This window comes from Costertonia aggregata, from assembly GCF_013402795.1.
Taxonomy (GTDB): domain Bacteria; phylum Bacteroidota; class Bacteroidia; order Flavobacteriales; family Flavobacteriaceae; genus Costertonia; species Costertonia aggregata.
This window is the reverse complement of sequence record NZ_CP058595.1, coordinates 1,071,940-1,094,726: the sequence shown is the minus strand read 5'-3', so window position 1 is coordinate 1,094,726 and position 22,787 is coordinate 1,071,940. Positions and strand designations below refer to the sequence as shown.

25 protein-coding genes are annotated in these 22,787 nt (G+C 36.0%); 18 read left to right on the top strand and 7 right to left on the bottom strand.

The window, feature by feature from the left end:
- Positions 1-42: 42 nt before the first annotated feature.
- The 4 genes from HYG79_RS05055 to HYG79_RS05040 all read right to left on the bottom strand — a co-directional run bounded on the left by HYG79_RS05055 (position 43) and on the right by HYG79_RS05040 (position 3,155).
- On the bottom strand, positions 43-552 hold the full coding sequence (locus HYG79_RS05055) for a DUF2938 family protein (protein ID WP_179241074.1): 510 nt from the start codon (positions 550-552) through the stop codon (positions 43-45).
- A gap of 123 nt (positions 553-675) precedes the next feature.
- Positions 676-1,560, bottom strand: coding sequence for a glycoside hydrolase family 16 protein (locus tag HYG79_RS05050; protein ID WP_179241073.1), 885 nt, complete (start codon positions 1,558-1,560; stop codon positions 676-678).
- 16 nt (positions 1,561-1,576) lie between these two features.
- A complete protein-coding gene (locus HYG79_RS05045) occupies positions 1,577-2,341 on the bottom strand; it encodes an SDR family NAD(P)-dependent oxidoreductase (protein WP_179241072.1) in 765 nt (254 codons plus the stop codon).
- A gap of 265 nt (positions 2,342-2,606) precedes the next feature.
- Positions 2,607-3,155 carry a redoxin domain-containing protein gene (locus tag HYG79_RS05040; RefSeq protein ID WP_179241071.1) on the bottom strand — a complete coding sequence of 183 codons (549 nt, stop codon included), beginning with the start codon at positions 3,153-3,155 and terminating at the stop codon, positions 2,607-2,609.
- A gap of 307 nt (positions 3,156-3,462) precedes the next feature.
- Here HYG79_RS05040 and HYG79_RS05035 point away from each other — a divergent pair, with 307 nt between their 5' ends.
- The 3 genes from HYG79_RS05035 to HYG79_RS05025 all read left to right on the top strand — a co-directional run bounded on the left by HYG79_RS05035 (position 3,463) and on the right by HYG79_RS05025 (position 5,962).
- Positions 3,463-3,939 carry an asparaginase domain-containing protein gene (locus HYG79_RS05035; protein ID WP_179241070.1) on the top strand — a complete coding sequence of 159 codons (477 nt, stop codon included), beginning with the start codon at positions 3,463-3,465 and terminating at the stop codon, positions 3,937-3,939.
- Between the two features lie 9 nt (positions 3,940-3,948).
- A complete protein-coding gene (locus HYG79_RS05030; RefSeq protein ID WP_179241069.1) occupies positions 3,949-4,866 on the top strand; it encodes a helix-turn-helix domain-containing protein in 918 nt (305 codons plus the stop codon).
- 259 nt (positions 4,867-5,125) lie between these two features.
- Complete coding sequence (locus HYG79_RS05025) at positions 5,126-5,962, top strand: RteC domain-containing protein (protein ID WP_179241068.1); 837 nt, start codon at positions 5,126-5,128, stop codon at positions 5,960-5,962.
- A 48-nt stretch (positions 5,963-6,010) separates the two neighbouring features.
- Here HYG79_RS05025 and HYG79_RS05020 read toward each other — a convergent pair whose 3' ends face one another.
- Both HYG79_RS05020 and HYG79_RS05015 read right to left on the bottom strand, forming a co-directional pair.
- Positions 6,011-6,433, bottom strand: coding sequence for a VOC family protein (locus HYG79_RS05020; protein WP_179241067.1), 423 nt, complete (start codon positions 6,431-6,433; stop codon positions 6,011-6,013).
- A gap of 30 nt (positions 6,434-6,463) precedes the next feature.
- Positions 6,464-7,210 carry a helix-turn-helix transcriptional regulator gene (locus tag HYG79_RS05015; RefSeq protein ID WP_179241066.1) on the bottom strand — a complete coding sequence of 249 codons (747 nt, stop codon included), beginning with the start codon at positions 7,208-7,210 and terminating at the stop codon, positions 6,464-6,466.
- 421 nt (positions 7,211-7,631) lie between these two features.
- Here HYG79_RS05015 and HYG79_RS05010 point away from each other — a divergent pair, with 421 nt between their 5' ends.
- The 10 genes from HYG79_RS05010 to HYG79_RS04965 all read left to right on the top strand — a co-directional run bounded on the left by HYG79_RS05010 (position 7,632) and on the right by HYG79_RS04965 (position 17,244).
- Positions 7,632-7,916, top strand: coding sequence for a helix-turn-helix domain-containing protein (locus HYG79_RS05010; protein ID WP_179241065.1), 285 nt, complete (start codon positions 7,632-7,634; stop codon positions 7,914-7,916).
- Positions 7,917-7,919: 3 nt separating this feature from the next.
- On the top strand, positions 7,920-8,672 hold the full coding sequence (locus HYG79_RS05005; RefSeq protein WP_179241064.1) for a hypothetical protein: 753 nt from the start codon (positions 7,920-7,922) through the stop codon (positions 8,670-8,672).
- Complete coding sequence (locus tag HYG79_RS05000) at positions 8,656-9,318, top strand: ATPase (RefSeq protein ID WP_179241063.1); 663 nt, start codon at positions 8,656-8,658, stop codon at positions 9,316-9,318. Before HYG79_RS05005 ends, HYG79_RS05000 begins: the two co-directional genes overlap by 17 nt.
- Before the next feature lie 136 nt (positions 9,319-9,454).
- A complete protein-coding gene (locus tag HYG79_RS04995; RefSeq protein ID WP_179241062.1) occupies positions 9,455-9,739 on the top strand; it encodes a helix-turn-helix domain-containing protein in 285 nt (94 codons plus the stop codon).
- Positions 9,740-9,766: 27 nt separating this feature from the next.
- A complete protein-coding gene (gene dndC, locus HYG79_RS04990; protein WP_179241061.1) occupies positions 9,767-11,122 on the top strand; it encodes a DNA phosphorothioation system sulfurtransferase DndC in 1,356 nt (451 codons plus the stop codon).
- The gene (dndD, locus tag HYG79_RS04985; protein WP_179241060.1) at positions 11,112-13,181 is read left to right on the top strand and encodes a DNA sulfur modification protein DndD; all 2,070 of its coding nucleotides are present in this window, start codon (positions 11,112-11,114) and stop codon (positions 13,179-13,181) included. The genes dndC and dndD overlap by 11 nt, the downstream gene beginning before the upstream one ends.
- A complete protein-coding gene (locus HYG79_RS04980; RefSeq protein ID WP_179241059.1) occupies positions 13,174-13,572 on the top strand; it encodes a DndE family protein in 399 nt (132 codons plus the stop codon). The genes dndD and HYG79_RS04980 overlap by 8 nt, the downstream gene beginning before the upstream one ends.
- Before the next feature lie 16 nt (positions 13,573-13,588).
- Positions 13,589-14,683 carry a ParB N-terminal domain-containing protein gene (locus tag HYG79_RS04975; protein WP_179241058.1) on the top strand — a complete coding sequence of 365 codons (1,095 nt, stop codon included), beginning with the start codon at positions 13,589-13,591 and terminating at the stop codon, positions 14,681-14,683.
- Positions 14,673-15,626, top strand: coding sequence for a hypothetical protein (locus tag HYG79_RS04970; protein WP_179241057.1), 954 nt, complete (start codon positions 14,673-14,675; stop codon positions 15,624-15,626). The genes HYG79_RS04975 and HYG79_RS04970 overlap by 11 nt, the downstream gene beginning before the upstream one ends.
- A gap of 19 nt (positions 15,627-15,645) precedes the next feature.
- On the top strand, positions 15,646-17,244 hold the full coding sequence (locus tag HYG79_RS04965; protein WP_179241056.1) for an ATP-binding protein: 1,599 nt from the start codon (positions 15,646-15,648) through the stop codon (positions 17,242-17,244).
- Positions 17,245-17,509: 265 nt separating this feature from the next.
- On the opposite strand, the gene HYG79_RS04960 is transcribed toward HYG79_RS04965, so the two are convergent.
- Entirely contained in the window at positions 17,510-18,154 is a 645-nt protein-coding gene (locus HYG79_RS04960) for an N-acetylmuramoyl-L-alanine amidase family protein (protein WP_179241055.1), read from the bottom strand.
- A 189-nt stretch (positions 18,155-18,343) separates the two neighbouring features.
- Between HYG79_RS04960 and HYG79_RS04955 the strand changes: the two genes are divergently transcribed.
- Genes HYG79_RS04955 through HYG79_RS04935 form a run of 5 tightly spaced genes read left to right on the top strand, consistent with a single transcriptional unit; the run spans position 18,344 to position 22,777 of the window.
- Positions 18,344-18,631, top strand: a complete 288-nt coding sequence (locus tag HYG79_RS04955; RefSeq protein ID WP_179241054.1) for a hypothetical protein — start codon at positions 18,344-18,346, stop codon at positions 18,629-18,631.
- A gap of 2 nt (positions 18,632-18,633) precedes the next feature.
- Entirely contained in the window at positions 18,634-18,912 is a 279-nt protein-coding gene (locus HYG79_RS04950) for a hypothetical protein (RefSeq protein WP_179241053.1), read from the top strand.
- Positions 18,905-21,307 (top strand): TraG family conjugative transposon ATPase, encoded by a 2,403-nt coding sequence (locus HYG79_RS04945; protein WP_179241052.1) that lies wholly within the window; start codon positions 18,905-18,907, stop codon positions 21,305-21,307. The genes HYG79_RS04950 and HYG79_RS04945 overlap by 8 nt, the downstream gene beginning before the upstream one ends.
- A gap of 46 nt (positions 21,308-21,353) precedes the next feature.
- The gene (locus HYG79_RS04940; RefSeq protein ID WP_228027936.1) at positions 21,354-21,932 is read left to right on the top strand and encodes a conjugal transfer protein; all 579 of its coding nucleotides are present in this window, start codon (positions 21,354-21,356) and stop codon (positions 21,930-21,932) included.
- A 2-nt stretch (positions 21,933-21,934) separates the two neighbouring features.
- Entirely contained in the window at positions 21,935-22,777 is an 843-nt protein-coding gene (locus tag HYG79_RS04935) for a hypothetical protein (protein WP_067030851.1), read from the top strand.
- The last annotated feature ends 10 nt before the right edge of the window (positions 22,778-22,787 follow it).

Below are 22,787 nucleotides of genomic sequence, written 5' to 3'. Positions count from 1 at the left end.
GGATTTAATTAAAGGTCAATGGTATTATTAATCAGTGAAGTGCTAGTTTCGAGCTGACATTCTTTTTTTAGAAGACTTGTGTGAATTGAACTTGTTTATTAAAAAAGCGGTAAGATATAGTCCCAACCCATAAACTAAATGCAGCCCAATGGCCTTTATTATCAGAGTACCCTGTATTGGTGTTTTAGAAAAAGCCACACCAAAACCCAAAGTCGGCCAAACCATAAATAATGGAAACACCAAGGTGACTATCCCATAAATGAGTGCTTTACTCCAAGTCGGTTTTTGAAACCATTGAGACTTAACGATAGCAAGAAAAATGATGGCAAAAGTAATGCCCACGATATAGTGGGCCGTCCAACCGATTATCCAACCATTAGCCAATACTCCAGTGGCACTATCCGGAACGTTCAGGACATTGGTGGACAACCAACTTCCTATAATCTGTAATCCGTTGCTTTTAACATCAAAAAGACGAAGCAAGAAAGCCCATAGGTCGGTCAAGAATGTTGCTCCTATTCCAACTAAAACAGCTCTGAAAAATATCCTCATTTATCTTCTAATATCTTAAGAAAATAAAGATAATTGAGTGCCTTGGGCCGCAATAGGACGAAATCAAAGTTCGGTTGGATTTATTTCGAATGAAGTTATATCAGACGTATGTAATAATGCAGTCTATTCTTTCAAACCATAACCCTTAACATAATCTATGATGAATTCCTTCGGATAAGCAGATACTTCCGATTGTGGTTTATCAGGAAACTCAAAAATATCTATCATAAACTGCATTGGATAGTTAGGGGATTGATTTATAGTTCGGATATGCTTTCCATCTACATAATATTTGACAAAATTGGGTTGCCAATCCACCGAAAATGTATGAAACTCCGAGATGTCCATTTTCAGTTTATCATAATGAAAATCATCCACCAGACCCTTGTCGCCGAAAGGATGAATCCCAGAGCCGTTAATAAGACTATCTTTTTCTATCTGGTGACCAAATATTTCCATAATACAGATTTCCCCTGAATGTTCGGGTCTGTCTTCGAAACCTATCATCCAAAAGGCAACCATATCCGATGGCTCTATATTGGCTTTGGCTCTTATTTCGAAGTAACCGTACTTGGGCGTATATAGTCTTTTAGTTGGTTGTTCTTCAGTTACCACACAATCTTCACTGAACCTATGCTGCCCAATCTTACTACCTATAGCACCAGAATAAATTCCTGTTTGAATATTCGAGCATTTTATATCTCCATTTAAGGAAGGGCACCAAGGCTGCTGTTCTTTTGTAATTTTCAAAACGAGATTTCCATCTTCGATTTCGTAATTGGCCGCGGCTTGCTTTCTTGAACTCCAATGCGGTAAAAAGTACGGCAGCCAGTTGGTGCTATCTAATTCCTTGGAATTAAAATTTTCGTTGAATTGTAGAACATAATCGTCACTTAATTTCATCAAAGGCTCTTCCTTATTTGCTTTCGTTGTGTTTTTCGGTTTACATTGGATGCATAGGGCTATCCAAAATATAAAAATCAGCTTACTATGTTTTGAGAATGACATAATCTTTTATGATTTTTTATTGAGCAGTCCACCCGCCATCAATGGTTAAAATACTTCCCGTTACCATACTAGATGATGAACTTGTTAAATATAAAATCGCCGAAGCAATATCATCGATTCCGGCTACCTTTCCAACAGGTATTCTGTCAAGTACGTTTTTTAAATACTTTGCGTCATCTAATCTTTCAGCTGTGCCCGATGTATATGTAAAAGTGGGTGCAATAGCATTGACAGTTATGCCTTTATTTGCCCATTCCAAAGCTAAAACTTTGGTTAATAAATTCACGCCACCTTTGGATGCACAATAAACAGAATGGTCTTTTATTCCAACCAAGCTAGCTTGAGAACTTAGATTTATTATTCTACCATAATTGTTCTTAATCATACTTTTGGCAGCTTCTTTCGAACAGAAGAAGAGTCCTTTTAAATTAACGTTCATCATTTCGTCCCAATCAGATTCTGTAACGTCTAAAGCAGAATGATTGCAGCCGAGTCCAGCATTATTTATAAGAACATCTATCTTATGGAACCTATCCGATATTTGTTTAAAAGTGTGATTGATGCTTTCTACCGAAGCAACGTCCATTTGAAAGCTATGGGCCTTTCCTTTGTCGTTTTTAATTTCTTCTTCAACTTCAGTTAACATTTTAAGGTTACGAGAACAGAGTATGGTGGTAGCACCAGCCTTAGCTAAGATTGTTGCAATTCCCCTGCCAATGCCCTTACTCGCACCCGTTATTACAACAGTCTGATTATCCAATCGGAAATTTGGTTGCTTCATTGGTCTTTCAATTTAAACATAGCTATAGCAATAACTATCGAAATATGACGGGAATAGAATGCTTCAACAATATCTTCTAATGATTTGGTGTCTCTTATATAATTCTGCATAAAGCATAAATGTAAATTCATTGTAATGGCTATTAACAATATGGTTATTTTTTTCATTGATGCTCGATTAAAGCGGTGGAATATATTGGAATGAATTATTTATGTATAGGACTAAAATGAAGTTGTATGGTAATTGTTTGAAAACACGGTGCATTTCAATTGAGTCCAGAAGTATTTATAATCGTCTCGATTGGGATATGGTCAATTAGATTGTTTCCATAATGGGCTATTTCAATTTTTTTAGTTTTACCAATCAAAAAATCAGCGGGTATTTGATGAAATTTTCCCTCCACTTTACCGCCCAACTTAAAACCAAGTTTAGAAGCTTTAATCATACTCTTAATACCGTTGTAGGATGTAGTCTTTATCAATTTTATCCAAGAGGGTCTTACTCCAAACAAATTATATAACTCTAACTTCGGGTCTGAGATAATAGTTATGTTGAATGCTGACGTTTCGTTAAACGCAGCAATTAAACTTTTACTGCTACTTTGAAATACTGCTATTAGCCTTATGTCCAAATCCCTTAATTTCTCGGATTCATTCCTTATTTCTGAAATTCTTAGGTTACATAACGCACACTCAGCATATCTAAAAAAAGTTAGTAGTATCTTATTATGAGATAGTTTATGTAAATCTATACAGTTGCCGTGGATGTCAAAGGTTTCGAAGTTCGGTGATATCTGTCCAGGTTTTATTCTCATTCTTTAATTTCTAATTTAGTTGTCTAGGACAATAATTCATCTCACTATTACTTCTTTCCATTTTAAAGGGGATGATAATTATAGTAGCCCTTTTTACATCGAAGCTATTTTGGCAAAATACAAGAACAGAGTTGGTGCCAACAGGACGAAAATGAAGTTGTCTTGCACTTAATTAAAGAGATTGTGTGTTTGTGCCACACAACTAGATAATAATCCTATTTACTCTGCAAATATTCGTCTTACATTATGTCCTAAAATAGCTGCCCAAGAATCGGCCAAAGATTACTATACAGAACGGTAACATTTTATGAAAATCAGGTTTTTGACAACAGGTGGTACAATTGCAGGTTTGGATTATGAATTAAAAAAGAAGACCCAAATTTCAATCGAAGATTTTTTTAGGTCTGCAAATGTTTCATTTTTCTACAAAATAGAAAGTGCTTTTGAAAAAGACAGTCGATTCATTTCTGATGCTGACCGTGATTTATTAGTTGATAGAATTGGTTTGGCCGACGAGAATAAGATAATTGTAACCCACGGTACTCTAACAATGGTAGATACCGCAAAATACATAGGAAAATTTAATCTGAAGAAAACGATAGTAATAGTTGGTTCATTCGTTCTAGGCTCATCAAAAGATACAGATGCACCTTTTAATTTAGGTTATGCAATATGCTCACTGCAATTTTTAAAACCAGATGTTTATGTAGCAATGAACGGATGCATATTTCACTGGAACAACGTTACAAAAAATCTAGTGACCAACAAATTTGAGCAACTATGAGAAAGACAAATGTTTGGAACATCAATACATTGGACGACCTTTTTTTATCTGTTATTGGATACGGTCATTGTATTATTCACTTTATACTATTCTACCCGTAAATATTCCAGTGGTTATAAACGATTTGTAACACTTGGAATTCTTTTCATAACCTACAATTTTACCGGTGGCTTTTTGCCTACTTACACTTTACCTGGGCCAATAATTTTCCAATACATTATTACCTACAGTGTAGCCATTGTGCTCTGTGTTTATATTGTATTCTACCTGTATAAAGAATATGATATTATCGTTCTCAGATTTAACTCTTCCATTAGGAATCTAGCAATTCTATCCGCTTGCAGTTTTGTGGTACTCTATCTAGTACCATATTTTTTGACAGAATCCTTGGACTACGCCAGATTGTTATTTACAATACCAATTTCGGTTATTGCATTTGTATTTCTTTGGTTATTCTATAAGAGAATTTCGCATCCAGAAAATCCTAATGCATACATTCTTAGAAGAAATAGGCTATCAATTATTAGTGTGACCAGTATTGCACTTCTACCAATCCTTACAGTTATAGGGGATTATCAATGGTTGACCTTTACAGTAATGAATGCGGCGTTCTACGCAATAACTATCATTGAAATAGATAGGCACTTGTTCTTTTTAGAAAATAAAACCAAGATGTACGAGGTATTTGCAATGAGTAAAGAGCAGGCTATCAATCTTACCAAAACCAAAATTATCTATGAAGATTTAACTCGTAGAGAAATTGAAATCACTTTATCGATTCTCAGTAATCTGAGCTATAAGCAAATTGCAGAAGACTTGTTCATTGCCGAAAACACAGTCTCTAAACACGCATCGAATATATACAAGAAAACAGGCGTGAAAAATAGGCGAGAATTCATTATTCGTTATCGACAAAAAGCAAAATAGCCCGTATACTAAACTTCCTATTGCTTCCGTAGGAATATACGGTGTGTTACGTATTTATCTACGGAACTAAACACGAGTATTTCCAGGTCAAATTGGTATTTTGCAACCTGTTCTTTGGTTTCAGCTGGCCTGAAGACTTATACTTATAGAGTACTAGTTCTACGCGCGTAAATATTAAAGAATTCTAACAACACAACTAAGCGACCTATTTTAAGATTATCCTTTGTAAAAAGGGTCAGAACTGTATGAATGGTTGCAAATGAACCTACAAAAATTATCCAAAGAACTTCTCACTAAATTGAATGAGATAAAGCTCGAAAAACTATCCATTTTAGACCGAGCAAATCGTTCGATAATATTATGCAGAAATCTATTAAGTACATTTAAGCGAGAAGTACTGTTGAACGATTTTGATTCAATAAAAGACGAAATTTTATTCTTCAAACATACCAAACAGGTGCCGCTTAAAGAACTCATTTACTATTCTGAGATTCGTTCTTTCGAAATTCAATTTCCAAAAGCGGACAAAGTCGCTCAATTAAAAGTTGTAAAGAAAAAAATCAAAAAGCTTAATCGGTTCTTTTTATACAATATTGACTTCGGACAGTATGTCAAATCAGGCTCAATTCACTTTGATAAAGAATATTATACGCGAAACTATCTAGCCACCTACCATATAACCACATCAAAATTTTATTTCCAAGACCCTGATTTTTGTACTCCAAGAGATATGTTACTAGGCAAGTATAGAGCTTTTAGTGCATTAGTTGATTATATGGAAGAAAAACAAAACGCAATTAAGTACAAGGTCAACGGAAAACAGATAGACTCAAAAAACTATGAAAAAATTGATTGGCCATTCACAAATACAGATTGGGTAGAGCTCGTCTACGCACTAGAGGCTGCAGGAATATCTAAAGGACATAAGTCAAGTATTGTTAAAATTTCAAAGATGCTACAAGAAATATTTGACTTTGAACCAAAGGATATCTACAAAACCTATCAGGACATCAAAAACAGGAAAAAAAGTCGAACCCTGTTCCTTGACGGCCTTGCTACTTCTCTTCTTTCCGAAATGGACAAAAGCGAGGAATAATCGACTTATCTAGTTCTTATATTTTATCTAAAAGCACAGAACCCATTCTCAGTCATTCTTTTCAGCAAAACCTAAAATGTAACCGTTGTTGTCGGTAATATAAAATTCTCGCATTCCGTACCAAGCTGTTTTCAATTCGGTCGGATTTATTCCCTTATTCTTGATATGGCTGTAAAAATTATCGATTCCATCAATTTCCATATAGAAGGAAACGCTTGCTCCCAATGAGATGTCTTTGGCAAGACTCACATCTTCTTTGAAACTGTCGGTTCGCTGAAACATCATTTCCACGTTATCCTTACTTACCAAGGCATAAACATATTCCCTTTCTTCCGCCAATGTTTGTTCAATACCGTCTTGAGTTTCGGGAACCGCCATTGCAAGGGAAAAGCCTAAAACGTTTTGATAGAATTCTATGGTTTCCCGAATGTTCTTTACCTCAAAGTTCGGTGTCAACTTGTTTGCTTTCATTTTCTTTGAATTTATGTTGAAAGCGTAAATTTAGAATTCTCTAAGTGTCAATAATTGTAAAAAACGGTCGTTTTTGTTTTGGTATAAGTCCTTTGGCGTGGCACCTGTGTACCGCTTGATTTCTTTGATAAAATGTGCTTGGTCATAGTATTCCTGTTCTGGAAATAATTGCCCGTTCGCTATTTGCGAAAATGACGAATTACATTTTAGGATATTGCAAAAGGTTTTGAGCGAAAACCCAAATCGGTCGTTGAAATATCTATTGATTTGCCTACTGCTCCAAAAAATCGATTCCGAAATTTCTTTGACGGTAATTTCACCTCTCAGTTGGTACAGCATTTGAAAGAGATGAAATTTTCGGCTGTCGATTTCTTTTATCTTTTTCAAACTATAATGAATTTTTTGCGATAGTGAAGAAGTGAATTTTTCAAAATCTCCAATCGGTTGGTTTTGCGCTCCAAGAAAGGTTTTTGGAAGTTCTGTTTTAGTATTTTTGAGGGTTTTTATCGATTGCTTAAAAATATACTCAGCTGCAATAAGTTTAAATCGAACTCCAATAAGTCTCGTGTCTTTCGGGATTGAAATTTTGATTTGTTTTGTCCAAACTCCTGTCAAAAAGATTCGACTTATTTGCTCGTTTCGAATTTCAAAAATCAAGTCGAATAGTCCGTCGGGAAGTATTTCATAGTGGCATTCCTTGTCAGCAGTCTCAAACTCCCAAAAGCTTTTAATAAAATTGGCAATTAATCCATTAGTATATTTTTCTTGATATCTCAAAATGTTTTTATTGAATAACGCTCCCAAACTATTCTTGGGAAAATATAGGCGACTTGCTAATGCAATATTTCTATGACCCTTACTCTCAAAAATACAAAATTCCAATTTGAACTTTTCTCTATAATTTTAATACCGGTATAAAAACAACCGTACTACGGTTGACCTACCGTCTTGTTAATTTAAGTACTATCTCCATAGAATTTCTTGTCGTTTGGGTATTGGATTTCGATTTTTAATCTTCAAACCCTTAAGAAAACCACCAAATTTCAAGATGTTAAATTTTGACCTTAGTACGGTTGTACTGGGGAAGAAATTCCAATAGAACCCATCAAATTTGTAGAACGAAAGTCAAATCAGGTCAGGGGCTATCAAATGAGTTGACAGCCTATGCGATAGTCCCTTTCTTTTAAACCGTTCTATTATGCCAACATCAATTATCACTACCGATGACCTTCGGGAATTCAAGATGGAATTGCTCGATGATATCAAAAATCTATTGGCCAAACAGGCTTCTGGAAAAATCAAGAAATACCTTAAATCTTCCGAAGTAATGGATTTACTTCAAGTAAGTCCAGGCACTTTGCAAAATCTTCGCATTAATGGCACATTACCATACACAAAGGTTGGTGGCATTATCTATTACGATGCAGAGGAAATACAGAAAGTAATGGATGCCAACCGTGTGCATCACGGTTTAAATTCTTAAGCGATGAACTATATAAAGCTACTCAATGCGGCTTTTGAAAAGTTCTATTTTGATGACCGCTTAAACCCTACCCACATCAGTTTGTATATGGCGCTGTTCCAAGAATGGAACAGTTGCCGGTTTATGGATGAATTCTACGTGAACCGTAGGGATTTGATGCGCGTTGCTAAAATCGGTTCAAAATCTACTTATCACCGTTGCATTACCGAATTGGATGCCTGGCTATATATATCCTACTTTCCATCCAACAATCCGTATAAGGGCAGCAAAATCAAGATGTCCATTATCGGTACAGGTGATGAGCCAGTTGCGGGACAGTACAGTCCCACATTGGAACAGCTCGCAAAACAGTACTATCCCAGAGGTGTACCGCTTGAGGGACACCACCATCCCAAAAATGGACAGGTTACAGATCAGCACCGTCCCATAGATGGACAAGCACTGGTATCTACTACAAACAATATCAAACAAGAAAACTATATAAAACAGCCAAAGGGCAGGCAGGCCGTTATTTTATTTTTTGAAGAAAAAGGTTTTGATGCTGATGAAGGAAAAAAATTCTATGAGCATTATGCAGACCGAGAATGGAAAACAAGCGATGGAAAACCAATAAGGGATTGGCGCTCATTGGCTACAAACTGGATGGATAGAACTGAACTTTTTGAAGAAGAAAACAAACCAAACCGAAAGCAACCGTCCCAAATCAAGGACAACTTGCGAACTACTAAAAACAAAGATTATGGACAACCCCTCTAAAATTACCGAAGGTGGCGTGGAATATTCGCTAGGACAATTTGATGGCAAAAGCGTTGTCTATGACTTTCCGAAAATCTTGATTTATCTCAATGCCAAGGGTAAATTACTCTTTGGGAAAAAATTTAGGATTTACGAAGAGGATAAAAGTATACTGCTTAAGCTCTGTTCATATTTCATCAAGGACAAAGAGAATTGCACTACCTATGGAATTGACATTGACAAGGGCATCTTGCTTTCCGGACCAGTTGGCTGCGGTAAGACCAGCTTAATGAAATTACTGCGTCATTTAGTTCCGTTACAACGTCCTTACGAAATGATTCCTTGTAGGAATGTGACTTTTGGTTTTAACCACCTTGGCTTTAAAACTGTCGAGGAATATGGCAACACCAAATTTTATTGTTTTGATGATTTAGGTGTTGAACCTTCTGGTAGGTTCTACGGAAAGGATCTGAATGTGATGGGCGAAGTACTCTTATCACGTTATGAACTCTACCTCGATACTAAACGTAAAATTAAAACCCACGCTACAACCAACCTTAATGCTGAAGAACTCGAAGAACGTTACGGAAATCGAGTTCGTAGCAGAATGCGAGAATTGTTTAATCTCATTGCATTCGATAAAGGTGCTGGGGATAAGAGGAAGTAAGGAAAAAGCCAAAATGAAATGTTAAAAAAAATCTTAACAACTTACCGAAAAAAGAGTCTTAAAAATGCTTAAATACAGACTAAATTTTTTACTTTGTTCAAAATTTGTCAAGCCTTAAATTGAACACATTGAAATAATGATTGGGACGTATATAAGGAATGCTAGAGAGCGCCAAGGGATGTTGTTGAGAGAGTTAGCTGCTGAACTAAATATTGATACTGCTATGCTCAGTAAAATGGAAAGAGGTGTTCGCCCTTTCAGAAAGGAAGATTTAAAAAAGCTTTCTTCGGTTTTAAATGAGGAAATAGAGACGTTGCGCACTCAATGGTTGGCGGATAAGGTTTTAAGAGCCACGGAAAATGAAAAATTACAGTCAAAAGCGCTTGAATTGGCGCTTTCGAAATGTAAAAATAGAAATTAAATCACCCTTAATTTGGGTTAGAATAGAATGTCAAAACGAATAGATAACATAATTGATGAAATAGTAGACCAATACGCGTTTGCAGACACCTCTGAACGACCTTGGATAATTGGATTCAGTGGCGGGAAAGATTCTACTGTACTGCTTACTCTGGTTTGGAAAGCATTGGAAAAAGTCAAAGAATTACCAAATCATTTTCAACTAAGGCGACCAGTATATGTAGTTTGTAATGATACCCTAGTTGAGAACCCAATCATATCTTCTTATGTTGACGATGTTCTGAGTAAAATAGAAGTGGCAGCGAGAGAACAGAACCTGCCTATTCTGGTAAAAAAAACAGCACCTTCTTTAGAGGAAACGTTTTGGGTAAATGTCTTGGGCAAGGGTTACCCTGTCCCTAATAATTCATTTAGATGGTGTACCGATAAGTTAAAAATACGCCCTACCTCAAATTTCTTGACCGAACAGATTGACAAAAAAGGTGAAGCCATTGTTTTGCTTGGAACAAGATATGAGGAAAGTGCTAGTCGCGAACGATCAATGCGAAAACACGAAATTGATGGTCAGCGACTTTCAAAACATCAGACAGGCGTAAACACCTACGTTTATGCGCCTATCAAAGAATTAATGTTGGAAGAAATTTGGTACATCATAAATACTTTTCCTTCACCTTGGGGTTTCGATAATTCTATTTTGTTTCAAATATATTCTGATGCAAGTGCAGATGACTATGAGTGCCCCACCGTTGTCGTCAATAAGAAACACTCATCTTGTGGGCAATCCCGTTTTGGCTGTTGGACTTGTACTGTTGTTAAAAAGGACAAATCGATGTCGGCCTTAATTGATAGTGGAAAGCACTGGATGAAACCCTTGCTGGACTTCAGGAACAGTTTAGTTGAAGAGAGAAATATTCACGAACACCGGATGCCCGAGCGTCGTGACGGTAGACCTGCGGTTCACGAGGATGGGACTAATTGGGGACCCTATAGACTAGGTTATAGATACAGGAAATTAAGAGAGCTTCTGTTGATTCAAAAGGAAGTTCAAGAAGAGAGACCACACGTACATTTGATAACCAATCAGGAATTGATTGCCATACAGGTAAATTGGAATAGAGACCTTTATTTTGATAATAATGTGGGTGACTTGTATCGCGAAATATTTGACAAAGACATTAGTACAGCAAATGCTAAAATTCTCAACAATACCGAAAAACGCATTCTAAAAGAAGTTTGTGAAGATGATTTATCCTTCTATCATTTAATAGATAATTTAATAGCACTTCAGGAAACCAAAACTTTATTGGTTTCAAAATACGGACTGCACAATGACATCGAGCGTAGAATTGAACGTTTTGTAAATCCGAAGAACAATGAGAATTAGTAAAATTATCATAAATAATTTCAGGATTTACCAAGGCAAGAATACGATTTCCTTTAGTCCATTTTCAGATAAGAATATAAATATTATCTCTGGGAAAAACGGTTTTGGAAAGACCACTTTATTGACTGGTCTATTATGGACTTTCTACGGGAAACTGATAGGTCAGGTAGAAGACAAATATCGATTGGACATAAGAAATGCTGGTGGTTACGATGCTTTTCTAAAATCATTGTACAATCGAGGGGCTTTCGCAAATTCTTCCGCAGAAAGTAAACATTCCTTTTCAATAGAAGTGGAATTACAGGATTTGAAAATTCCTGCATTAACCTGTAATACCATAAAAATAAAGAGAAGCTATAATATTGATGATAACCAAGAAAAACTTGATATCTTAATTGATGGAATAGAAAATGAACTGACTAAAGAGGTTGGGTATGACCTATTCATCAATGACTTTATACTTCCCAGGGAAATCGCCAAATTCTTCTTTTTTGATGCCGAAAAAATTGTTTCTCTTGCAGAAGCTAGAACCAAAGAGGAACTTCGCAGTTTGAGTAAGGCTTATTCCGAAGTATTGGGAATAAAGAAATACGAGGAACTTAAAAAGAACCTAGAATCCTTAATCACCAAACTTGGCAGGCAAGACATTTCAGACAAAGAAAGGATTCAGCTTGAAGAACTTATAAAAAAAGAAAAAGCTTCTGCCAGTCTTCTTGAATATAATATTGAACGACAAAAAGAAACAAAAGAAGAGCTAGCTAACCTTAAAGTAAAAGGAAATGCTTTACAAGAAAAATTAATTCGTGAAGGAAATTCAATAACCGTAGAAGAGCTTGCTGCTCTTAAGAAAGAACGTAACCAGCTTAAAAAAGAATCTGCAATAATAAAATCCGAACTAAATCAAGTACTGGAATTAGCACCATTGGTAATTGCTGGCGATCAGCTAAAAAAACTCAAAGACCAAATTGAGAAAGAGCATACGGAAGAACACGTATCATCAGAACTATTAAAAAAAGAGCTGAATAGTTTTTCGAAGACGATTTTAGAAAAAATCAAAACAGCAAAAGTTGAGGAAAAAAGTCTTATTTCTAAAATTTTCAAACAGTCAATCGCAGAACGTTTTAAAGAAGATGCGACTAATACAGATATTCTCGTTGCATTTACAGAAGAACAATATCTCGATTTTCAGTCATTGTTCAAAAATCTATCTACCTCTTATGCGGATCAAGTAAAGTCTATCGTCCAAAGAGAAAAAAACAACCGTGTTTTACTTTCGCGAATACAGAATGAAATTAAACAATCGGAAGCCAGAAAAGATAATCATTTGGCGAAAACCCTTCACAATGAAAAGCGTCTTATCGAAAATCAAATTGCTGAATTAAAAGAAAAACAAACCTCACTTTTAATAGAACAAGGGCAGCTTGAAGCAAAGAATAATTCAGATAAGAAACAGGTGTCAGAACTTGACAAGAAATTTAGGCTAGTTGATACTGACAATAAAAAATTACTAACCACCAAAAAGCTACTGGACAAAATCAATGCCTTAATTACTAGAATAAAGGAAGATAAAAAATACACACTTCAAAAAGCCTTAAAGCTTAGCCTAAATAAATTGATGCATAAAAGCAATTTCATTGCTGATGTCAAAGTACATATAGATAATGAAATTATGGATATAGAGTTGCTTGATGAGCGTATGCAGACGATAAGAAAAGATTCACTTTCTAAAGGCGAGCAACAATTATATGCAACTGCGTTATTAAAAGCTCTAGTTGATGAGTCAGGTATTTCATTTCCGGTATTCATTGATAGTCCGCTTCAGAAATTCGATAAATTCCACTCTAAGAGTGTTATAAAAGAATTTTACCCTTCAATTTCAGACCAAGTGGTGTTATTGCCTCTACTTCAAAAAGAGTTGAACAAAGAAGAATTTGAACTATTGAAGCCTAATTTGCATAAAACATTCAAAATAGTAAATGAAGATAGTAACAGCTCATTTATCAAGGAAGCTGATTTCAATAAGGACTTTGAAACTTTAGAAACCGAATCCTATGTTTAAACAGATAAAGACAAGTAAGGACAATAAAGAAGTTGTCGCACAACTATCGAGACGATTGAATCTAGGAAAAGAAAATGTGATTGCAAGGATAGCCTTGACTTACTCACTTAGCAAAGAGCAAAGACTTAACTTGGAAAACATAAAAGATTCTGGCGGAAAAGAGTATTCCAAGTCTGTACTATTTGGTTCTAATGAACATATTTATGTTGGTCTTGTCTGTACTTATTACGGACTTTACAAGACCGATAAAGCATTACCAAAATATATAAAAATGCATATCGATGATGGTTTAGAGCTACTCGATAGCGAATTAAAAGAGAACCCTAAGTTTGATGGGTTTGATTTTTTAATAAATAAAATAAACTATGGGTTAACGAATATTAGCAAATAAACCCAAACCAAAAGATATGAGTCAAGAATATAGAAAAATCAATATTAAGGACTTAAAACTGGATATTTTCAATCCACGTTTACCTAAGTCCAAACAAGGCAAAGATGAAGCTCTCATAATTGAATATATGCTGCTAGAAGCAGCTACACTAGAGTTAATGATGGCAATTGGTGAAAATGACTACTTTGCTGGCGAGCAACTACTTGTAGTGCCAGATAAAGAAGAGGATGGAAAGTTTATAGTAGTAGAGGGCAACAGACGTCTAACAGCGGTAAAATTGTTGTCTAATCCAGACCTGGCAAAAGTGAAGAAAGAGAGCCTCAAGAAAATCAATGCCGAGGCAGATTATAAGCCTACAGATATTCCTTGTTTGGTATTTGAAGAAAAAGAAAGTATTCTTAAGTATCTAGGGTTTCGTCACATAACAGGAATAAAATCTTGGCGTCTTTTGGAAAAAGCTAGATATCTAAATGACTTAAAAGAACAAGAATTTAAAGGTGTTAATTTTGGGCAGGCTTGTAGAGATATAGCGAAGATGATTGGTAGTTCTTCAAGTTATATTAGAAGGCTACTTACTGGTTTAACGCTTTATAGAAAAGTCGAAGACGAAGGATTTTATCAAATCGATGGGCTTAATGACACGAAATTTCATCTCAATTATTTTGTTGATGCGCTAAATAAACAGCATCTGAGAAATTTTATTGGTGTTGATTTTAATGAAGATAAACCTGTAGAAAAACTCAACCCTAAAAATTTAAAGGCAATAACGCATTGGTGGTTTGAAAAAACAGAGGGTCAACCTAGAGTTTTAGGTGATAGTAAGGGTTTAAAAAAGCTTGATGCAGTTGTTAGTAATGAAGTTGCCTTAAAAGCTTTTAGTGAGGAAGGTGCTACTATTGACGAAGCATTTGACTTAACAGGACAAATTGATGTTCTATTCAGGAAGGAAATCGATAAATCTCTAGCTGCCCTAACCAGAGCAGACATATATTCTACTAAAGTTAAAGACTTTTACACAGGAATGTATGACGACTTAAAGACGCTGCGAGAAATTGCCCTTAAAATTAGAAATTACCAACGCCAAAGAGAAAATCAAGATGATGACTTTTGAAGAAAAACTTTCTGAAAGTATAGAGAGTTTTTTTGATTTAGATAAACCTGACTATACTGAAAACAAGAAGAATTTACACGCTGATTTCATTGAACTTATCTCTCTTTTTTCAAATACGGATGGAACGAGCTTTGGTGATGTTTTAGATAGATTTTTTGGAACAAAAGACTATTCAAGCGGTAAACAAAGAGATAAAGATGAAAGTTGGCTCATAGAGATATTTACTATCATTGAACAACGGGTAAGGTTGTTCGCAGATGACTATCCTTTTACTTTGGATGATAACGAAGTATTAACGATCAAGCCAGATTTAAATTGGAAGAACAAAATGTACTTAGGTATGCTTGTATCATCCAAACTAAACATATTTAAAGGTTTTAGACCGGATCTCACAAGTGAATTTGAGACTATATCTTATTACGTGTTGAAAAATTTTCTTTCTTCAAAATCAATCGTAAAAGAATTTGGTAAAAACAGCACATATACAGGAAATGCCAAGGAAAAAATAAGACTACTAGCAGCTGACCTTGGACTAAAAATTGAGGAAGATGAGCTAGAAGGTATATCGGAAAGGAATAACCAGGAACGAGGTTTAGATATTATCGGCTGGATGCCTTTTGGTGATAAGTGTATGAATCAACTGGTTTATTTAGCGCAGTGTGCGTGTGGTAAGGATACGGAATCTAAATATCACGATACACGTAGGTTTGAGAACTACTTAAAGTTCTATAAAACCAAACCACAACACATTATGTTCATTCCCTATTCGTTAATTAACACCTTCAAGAATAAGTTTTACCATTCAGACCTCATAGAAAAGGATTTTTTGATTTTCGAGAGGAAAAGAATTCTTGCCTTGTTTGAAGAAGAAGAAACGTTTCTCGGACTACAGATGAATAAAATAGTGGACAGATGTGTTAAGCATCAGGCTGATATTGTTTAACTAAAATCCAATTTATATTTTGAGAGAAAAATTACCTGATGAAATATCCGCCATACCTTCAAAAAGAATCTATCTCTCAATAATTGCAGATTATCATTTGAACTTAGCTTTGTGCGAACTCATTGATAATGCAATTGATAATTGGATATACAATGGGAAAGAAAATTCACTTTGTGTAGATATAGACTTGGACTATGAACAACAGTCTATTACAGTAAAGGATAATAGTGGTGGAATAAAAGAGGAAGATATCCCTTTAATAGTTGGACCTGGTCAATCAAGAACTAATATTGATGAAGAGATTATAGGTGTTTTTGGTGTAGGATCTAAAAGAGCTGTTGTTGCCCTATCAAAAAATATTAAAATTTACACTCGCTACAATGACCTAAAGACTTTATTAGTTGAAATAAATGATGATTGGATAGAAGATGAAGACAATTGGGATTTACCAGTTTACGAAGTTTCAGAAATAAAAGAAAACACAACTGAAATTAAATTAATAGAACTTCGTGAAAGTATTCAAGAGAAAAAACATTCAGATTTATATGAGCATTTATCTGCCACTTATGCAATGTTTTTGGATCAAGATAATATTGTCATTCGCTTAAATGATGAGGAAATAAAACCTAAGAGATTTGATAACTGGTCTTATCCACCGGAATATAAACCAGTTAAAAGCTCAGGACCAATTAAGTTTAAAGATAGAGATGAAATTCAGTTATCGATAACCGGTGGATTGACTAAATCCCACAAGGAAATTGGCTCGAACATAAGTGAATATGGTGTTTATTTTTATTGTAATAATAGACTTATCTCAAGAGCTTACAAAGGTGATGAAATAGGATTTAACACCCCTTTTAAAGTTGGAAAACCTCACGTAACGTATTCTTTGGTCAGAGTAATAGTTGAGCTGAACGGTGCAGTAGATTTAATGCCTTGGAATAGTAGTAAATCTGCTATAGATTTTAAGCATAAAACTTTTCTAGAAATTGCAGAACACATTCAAAGAATCTTTAGAACGTATGCCAGTATGTCCAAAAATTATTCTGGTGAGTGGCCTGCCAAGGTTTTTCAATACAAGACAGGAACTGTAGTTAAAGAGCAACTATCAGATTTTTCGAGCTCAGCCAGAATACACGTGCCTACTATTAGACGTGGTCCAAAAAAAGTCAAGTATATAGATTTAATAAAGAAAAACAATAAACAAATTGCCCAATCTAAACCTTGGACTAAAGGGCATTATGAATCAATTATTGCAGTCGAAGAAATCTCTAAATTGAAAATAGAACAAAGTAATCGTATTGCAATGTTGTTATTAGATAGTACATTGGAAATCGCATTTAAAGATTATCTAGTAAATGAGTCTGGAAACAGATATAATACTGGTAGGCTTGCAGCTTTAATGAGTAATAGAGTTGATGTTCATACAGAGGTAGCCAGAAATATAAGAGTTAAGAACGGTACTTGGCAAAAAGTAAATTATTTCTATAATTTACGATGTGAATTAGTCCATAAAAGGATAGCAGTCACAATTTCTGATGATGATTTAGAGAATTTTAGAGAATTAGTTGAATATTTATTGAAAAAAATGTTCAAACTTAATTTTAGCAGAGACTAATTTTCCTCATATAAAAAGGCATTTCCACTTTTGATATACTTCAGTTTGCCAGCTTCACGCATATGCATAAGTTCACAAGCTGAAACTTTCAACTGCATTCTTTTTTCTTTGCTAGTAAGATATTTTGATTCACTTTTCATAAGTACACAGTCGCAATAATGAACATAAAATTACTGTCTATTATCAGGTATCTTTTTAAAGATGTGCTTGTAAATAGAGACCAATAAACTTCTTATATTTTTGATTACTTCAATTCCTAATTCACTCATAACCCTCTTATTTTGGTAACTAATAATTCCAATATGCTTTTAGACAATTTTATATGATTGCCTTTATTTTCTAGATACTCACCCTCATCCCAATTACTCAAAAACCCCAATTCCACTAATACTGAAGAGCAATAAGCTATTGTTTCACGCAATACCTGAAAATTCGCAAACTTTGCACCCCTACTTTCAAAACCCAGCTCTAAATTAAGGGCAGCTTGTAACTGAAAAGCAAACCAAACGGATGTTCTAGAATATGCCGATTGCTTTTTTGAAACATAAACTTCAATCCCTCTTGCATTTGAATTATCTGAATGATTGCAATGCAGCGAAACAAACAAATCAGCTTTAAGGGTTTTGGCCAGCTTTGACCTATCCGATAAAGAAATGAGTGTATCGGTGTACCTAGTTAGATAAATATCCAAAGGGGTATCCAACTCATCATTCAGCTTCAAAATTACATTGGCAATATTGAGTACAACATCCTTTTCTTGGATGCCATTTACACCTATCGCACCCGAATCTTTTCCACCGTGGCCAGGGTCAATTACGATAACTTTTTTTGCGTTCAAATCCTGACCCAAAAGGATGCAACTTTTGAGAAGCAAAATCACAAAACTGACGTTTTTGAGCCACTTTTTCATTTTCAATTTTCGGGTTTTCAACAACTGAGCTTCAAAATTCCATAGGATTTGATGCCAAATAATAGCAACGGAATTCAAATACAATCAAATAATATTTTATTCACAAATATTTGATTTTCAGTTATTTATATTCAAATATATGTAAATTTCAAATAATGAAAATGAACTAAAATTTTAATCCTTTCCGTTATGAAAAAATCATATTATTTGGCAGGCTTTCTTTCGCTGTTATCCACATCGCTTTTTGCTCAAATTGGTGGCATTGAAGATTCCGTAGATGATGTTTCCAACACCATCCGAACCATTTTCCCAATCATTTTAGGGGTCATCTTCCTTATCGGCTTCCTATTCAATGCCGGACACTTCTTCGGTGAAAATGCGGACCTCAAAAAAGGGATAACCAGAGTATTGGTATTTGTCCTTATCGCAGGTGCTGTCGTAGGCATCTTCACTTATCTCATAGGAATCGTGGTCTAAGAATGAAGAAGTTCGAGGTCTATAGAAATATGCGAAAAAGGGCAGTAATCTTCGGCTTGCCCCTTTCGTTGTTTGCATTGATGATGGTGGCCATACTGGTTTCGTTATTAGTCGTCATCTTTTCGTTCAGCTTCGGCATCATCGTAGGACTTATGGTTTTTGACGCATCGCTTTACATCGCTTTGACTCGAATAGCTAACAATCCTCAGCTGTTTCAAATGGGCAATCCGTTCCCTAAAATCATCAGCAACAAAAGAAATTCAGGATTTGAGTATGAATAAAATCAACCTTTCAGCATATCACCCTATCGCAGATATTCAGGATAATATCGTCTTTGCCAACAATGGCAACGTGATATTATGTTATAAAGGGAATCTACCTGAAATATATTCGCTTTCCGAAAAAGACTTTGGGGATATCCACGGTGCCTGGTTTCAGGCATTGAAATCGCTGCCTGTCGGGACTGTGGTTCATAAACAGGATATTTACCTGAAGAAATCCTACAGCTCGAAACAACTTCCGAATTCTACCTTTTTAGAAAAAGCAACGCACGAGCATTTTAAAGGCCGTGAATACATTGAGCATAAATGCTACTTGTTCTTCATAATGACCAAGAACAAGGCACTCAACAATTCCAAGTATGTCAATCCTTTTAAAAAGATTTCCAAAGGGATAGTCCAGCAGATGGATGATAATATCAAGGTATTTGCCAATGCGGTCAGCGATTCGGTTTCCTTTATCAATAATAGTAGAAAGATGCATTTTGTTTCGCTTCAAACGGAAGAAATACAGCAACTCACTACCAACTATTTTAACGGATTTAGCGAAGGATTTGATACAGACATCCTTCTGGAAAAAAAGAACGTCGCCATCGGCGACAACCATTTTGATGCCCTGGCCGTTAACAGCGAACTGTGCTTTGGCGAAAGTGTGCAAAGTAGCAAGACCAATGAGAAATTCACTTCTGACGATTTTGTATTTCATCAAGGGTTTATAGACGGCTTAGGGCTTACGCTTAACGAGAACCATATCGTCAACCAGATTCTGTATCTGGATGACAAACTGAAATGGCGCAAATTGCTTGACAAGAAGGTAGAAGAGCTTAACAAAAGCTCAAACTTCGGGTCGCAGAACAAGGTCGTGCTCGGGAAGATTCAGCACATCTTGGACCAAATCAATGCCGATGAAAATGCCAGAATCATTCGTGGGCATTTGAACGTGGTCTATTGGGCAAAAGACAAAAAGAACCTCGATGCAATTACTTCAAAAATCAAGACCGAGTTTAAGGAACTGGATATCATACCATACTATCCAAGAGGTGAAGAACGGAACAACTATATACTTAACAGTTACTGCTGTTTTTCATCCAACTTCTCAAATAATGACTTATACGTAACGGATTTAAAGCACGCCCTGTGCCTGTTCATCAACAATACCAACTACAAATCCGACGAAACTGGAATCATCTTCAATGACCGCGAACACAACATTCCCGTTCTAAAGGATGTCTGGGACGACCGCAAGAAGCGCATCAAGGCACGCAACTTTGCCATTTTTGCGCCTACTGGCGAAGGCAAATCGTTTTTGGCCAATAACATTCTGCGCCAATATTTTGAAAATGGCGTTCGTCTGGTCATTATTGACCTTGGTGGATCCTACACCAAGTTTGCCAAACTCTACCCAGAAAAGTACACGGTACTTCGCTATGAAAGCGGAAAAAATCTTGGTATCAATCCATTTTATATAAGTGATGTAAATGACCTTACGCCCGAACGACTGGAAGACCTTTCTGTATTTCTTTTTGAACTTTTTGCTTCGGATTTAAAAGTCACGAAGGCACAATCGGTTTCGGTTAAAAAGATATTGCGCTACTATTACGATAGCACTTCAGAGAACCACTCTTTAGATGGTTTCTACGGCTTTATAGAAAGGCATCAGAAAGACCTTCTGGACACCTTGAAAATCCATCCCGACTACTTCAATGTCACGAGCTTCTTGCACGTAATGTCAGAGTATGTCGGCGATGGTCTATATAGCTTCCTCTTTGAAATCAGCGAAGACCAGACCTATAAAATCGAGGATAAAAGATTGATTGTTTTTGAACTGGATGAAGTCAAGGACAATAAGGAAATCCTGTCCGTAATGCTAAAGCTGATTAAGTCCGCTATTCAAAGAACAATTTGGAAGAATCGTGCTGAAAAAGGCATTATCCTTTTTGATGAGTTTGCCAAACAACTGAAGTTTGACAACGTACTGGAAAGTGTCGAATTCTATTACCAAGCCATCCGCAAGCAGAATGGTGCAATCGGAATTATTTTACAATCCATCAACCAGTTGCCAAATAATTCGACTTCCGCAAGTATACTCGAAAACACACAGGTCATTTATAGCCTAAACAATGAGAAAGGCTATGACGAATTGGTCAAAAGGCTCAATCTGTCCAGCCACGACCTGAACCAATTAAAATCTATCAAGAATAATCTTACTGGACTACGGAAATACACCGAAATGTTCATCAAAATAGGTAGGGAAAGCAACATCTTTCGGCTCGAAGTCCCAAAGGAAGTCTATGCCGCCTACTTGACCGACGGTAAAGAAAATGAGGAAATAATGAAGCTCTACAACGAGCATCGGGATATGCAAAAAGCAATCATTCAATTCACATCTAAAATATAATATTATGAAATCGAAGATTCACGAATACCAAAACAAATTTTTAGCGATGAGTAAAACAAAAATCTTAATTATCGCAATGGCATTCATCCTTTTACTGCCTGCACGCGCTGCGTGCCAGGGAATGCCGGTTTATGACAACACCAACTTTATCAGTTTGGTAAAACAGCTATTGGAATCCGGTAAACAGACGGCAGAAATGATTAAATCCGTCAAATTTCTGAAGGAAGCCAAAGAAGCGATAGAAAAAGTATCAAGCGTTGTCCAGCAGCTTAGAGCGGTTGAGGAAATCGCACAGAACAATCAGCGCCTTATCAATGTGATGCAAAATGACCTTCAGGATATTCTGAATTCGCCCTACATCAAACCCGAGGAAATTGACAGGGTTATGGGCTCTTTCGAGACCATTGTACAAAATTCATTGGACACGGTGGATTTTATAGACGAAGTTCTATCCAGCGATTACTTAAAAATGAGTGATGCCGAACGTGCCGAAATCCTAAAGGCAAAGGAACTGGAATCCAAACAAATGGTGTCCAACATCACTACGAAGACGAAACGCTATCGTGATATTATTTCTTTCAGAAAAATGCAGGATAAAGTCAATAACCGCGAAACAGAATATTAAAAATGACCGCGACCATCATTTTAGGGATTGGGTTGGAATATATTGATACGGTTTTCCAGACCATACAGGCCAGCGACTTTTCGCAATATACTATTGCCGGAATGAAAACGCTTGCTGTCCTATTTTTCTTGGTCAATATTCTTAAAAAATACAACGAAGGTATTGCAGACAAAGATGGTTACACTTGGGGATTGAGTCCGGGCGAACTGGCCAAGAATTTTGCCATAGTCCTACTGGTCATATTTTCAACGCAGGTGTTAGGATTCTTTGATGGGATATTGGTAGCCATCGAGGGACAATATAGGGGCACGGCACCTGCGTTACTTCCATTGCAAATGCAGGATATTCCATTAGAGGAAGATGTAAGCCTATTTGATGCTGCAAGTTCGGCAATGACGCTTTTATATGAGGCGTTGGTAACGCCACTTTACGGTTTCAAGATATTGGCCTTCATCCTAAGTACCATACTCTGGATATTGGATTTGTTCATCTATCCACTATTCTTGGCAGAGCGTTTTTTCCTTTTGGGAATAATGCAGGCATTCTTTCCTTTGGTCATAAGCCTTGCGGTTTTTGAAAAGTTTCGTTCGCTCGCCTATACCTTCTTTAAACTGTATGCTGCCGTATATATGCTCGTGCCAGCGTTCTTTCTGGTCAATGTATTTATCAATGCCATTTATACTGAAATCAATACCAATTTCTGGGTCAACCTATTCGGAACTGACACAGGTCAGGGCTTTTTTGCACCTGTCGTTCAATTGGGTTCTGTTGGGTTTATCGTCTTCCTGAAATTCAAATTGTACAGACGTGCCACATCCTTTACGCTCAGACTCTTTACCAACTAATTCAGTTCAA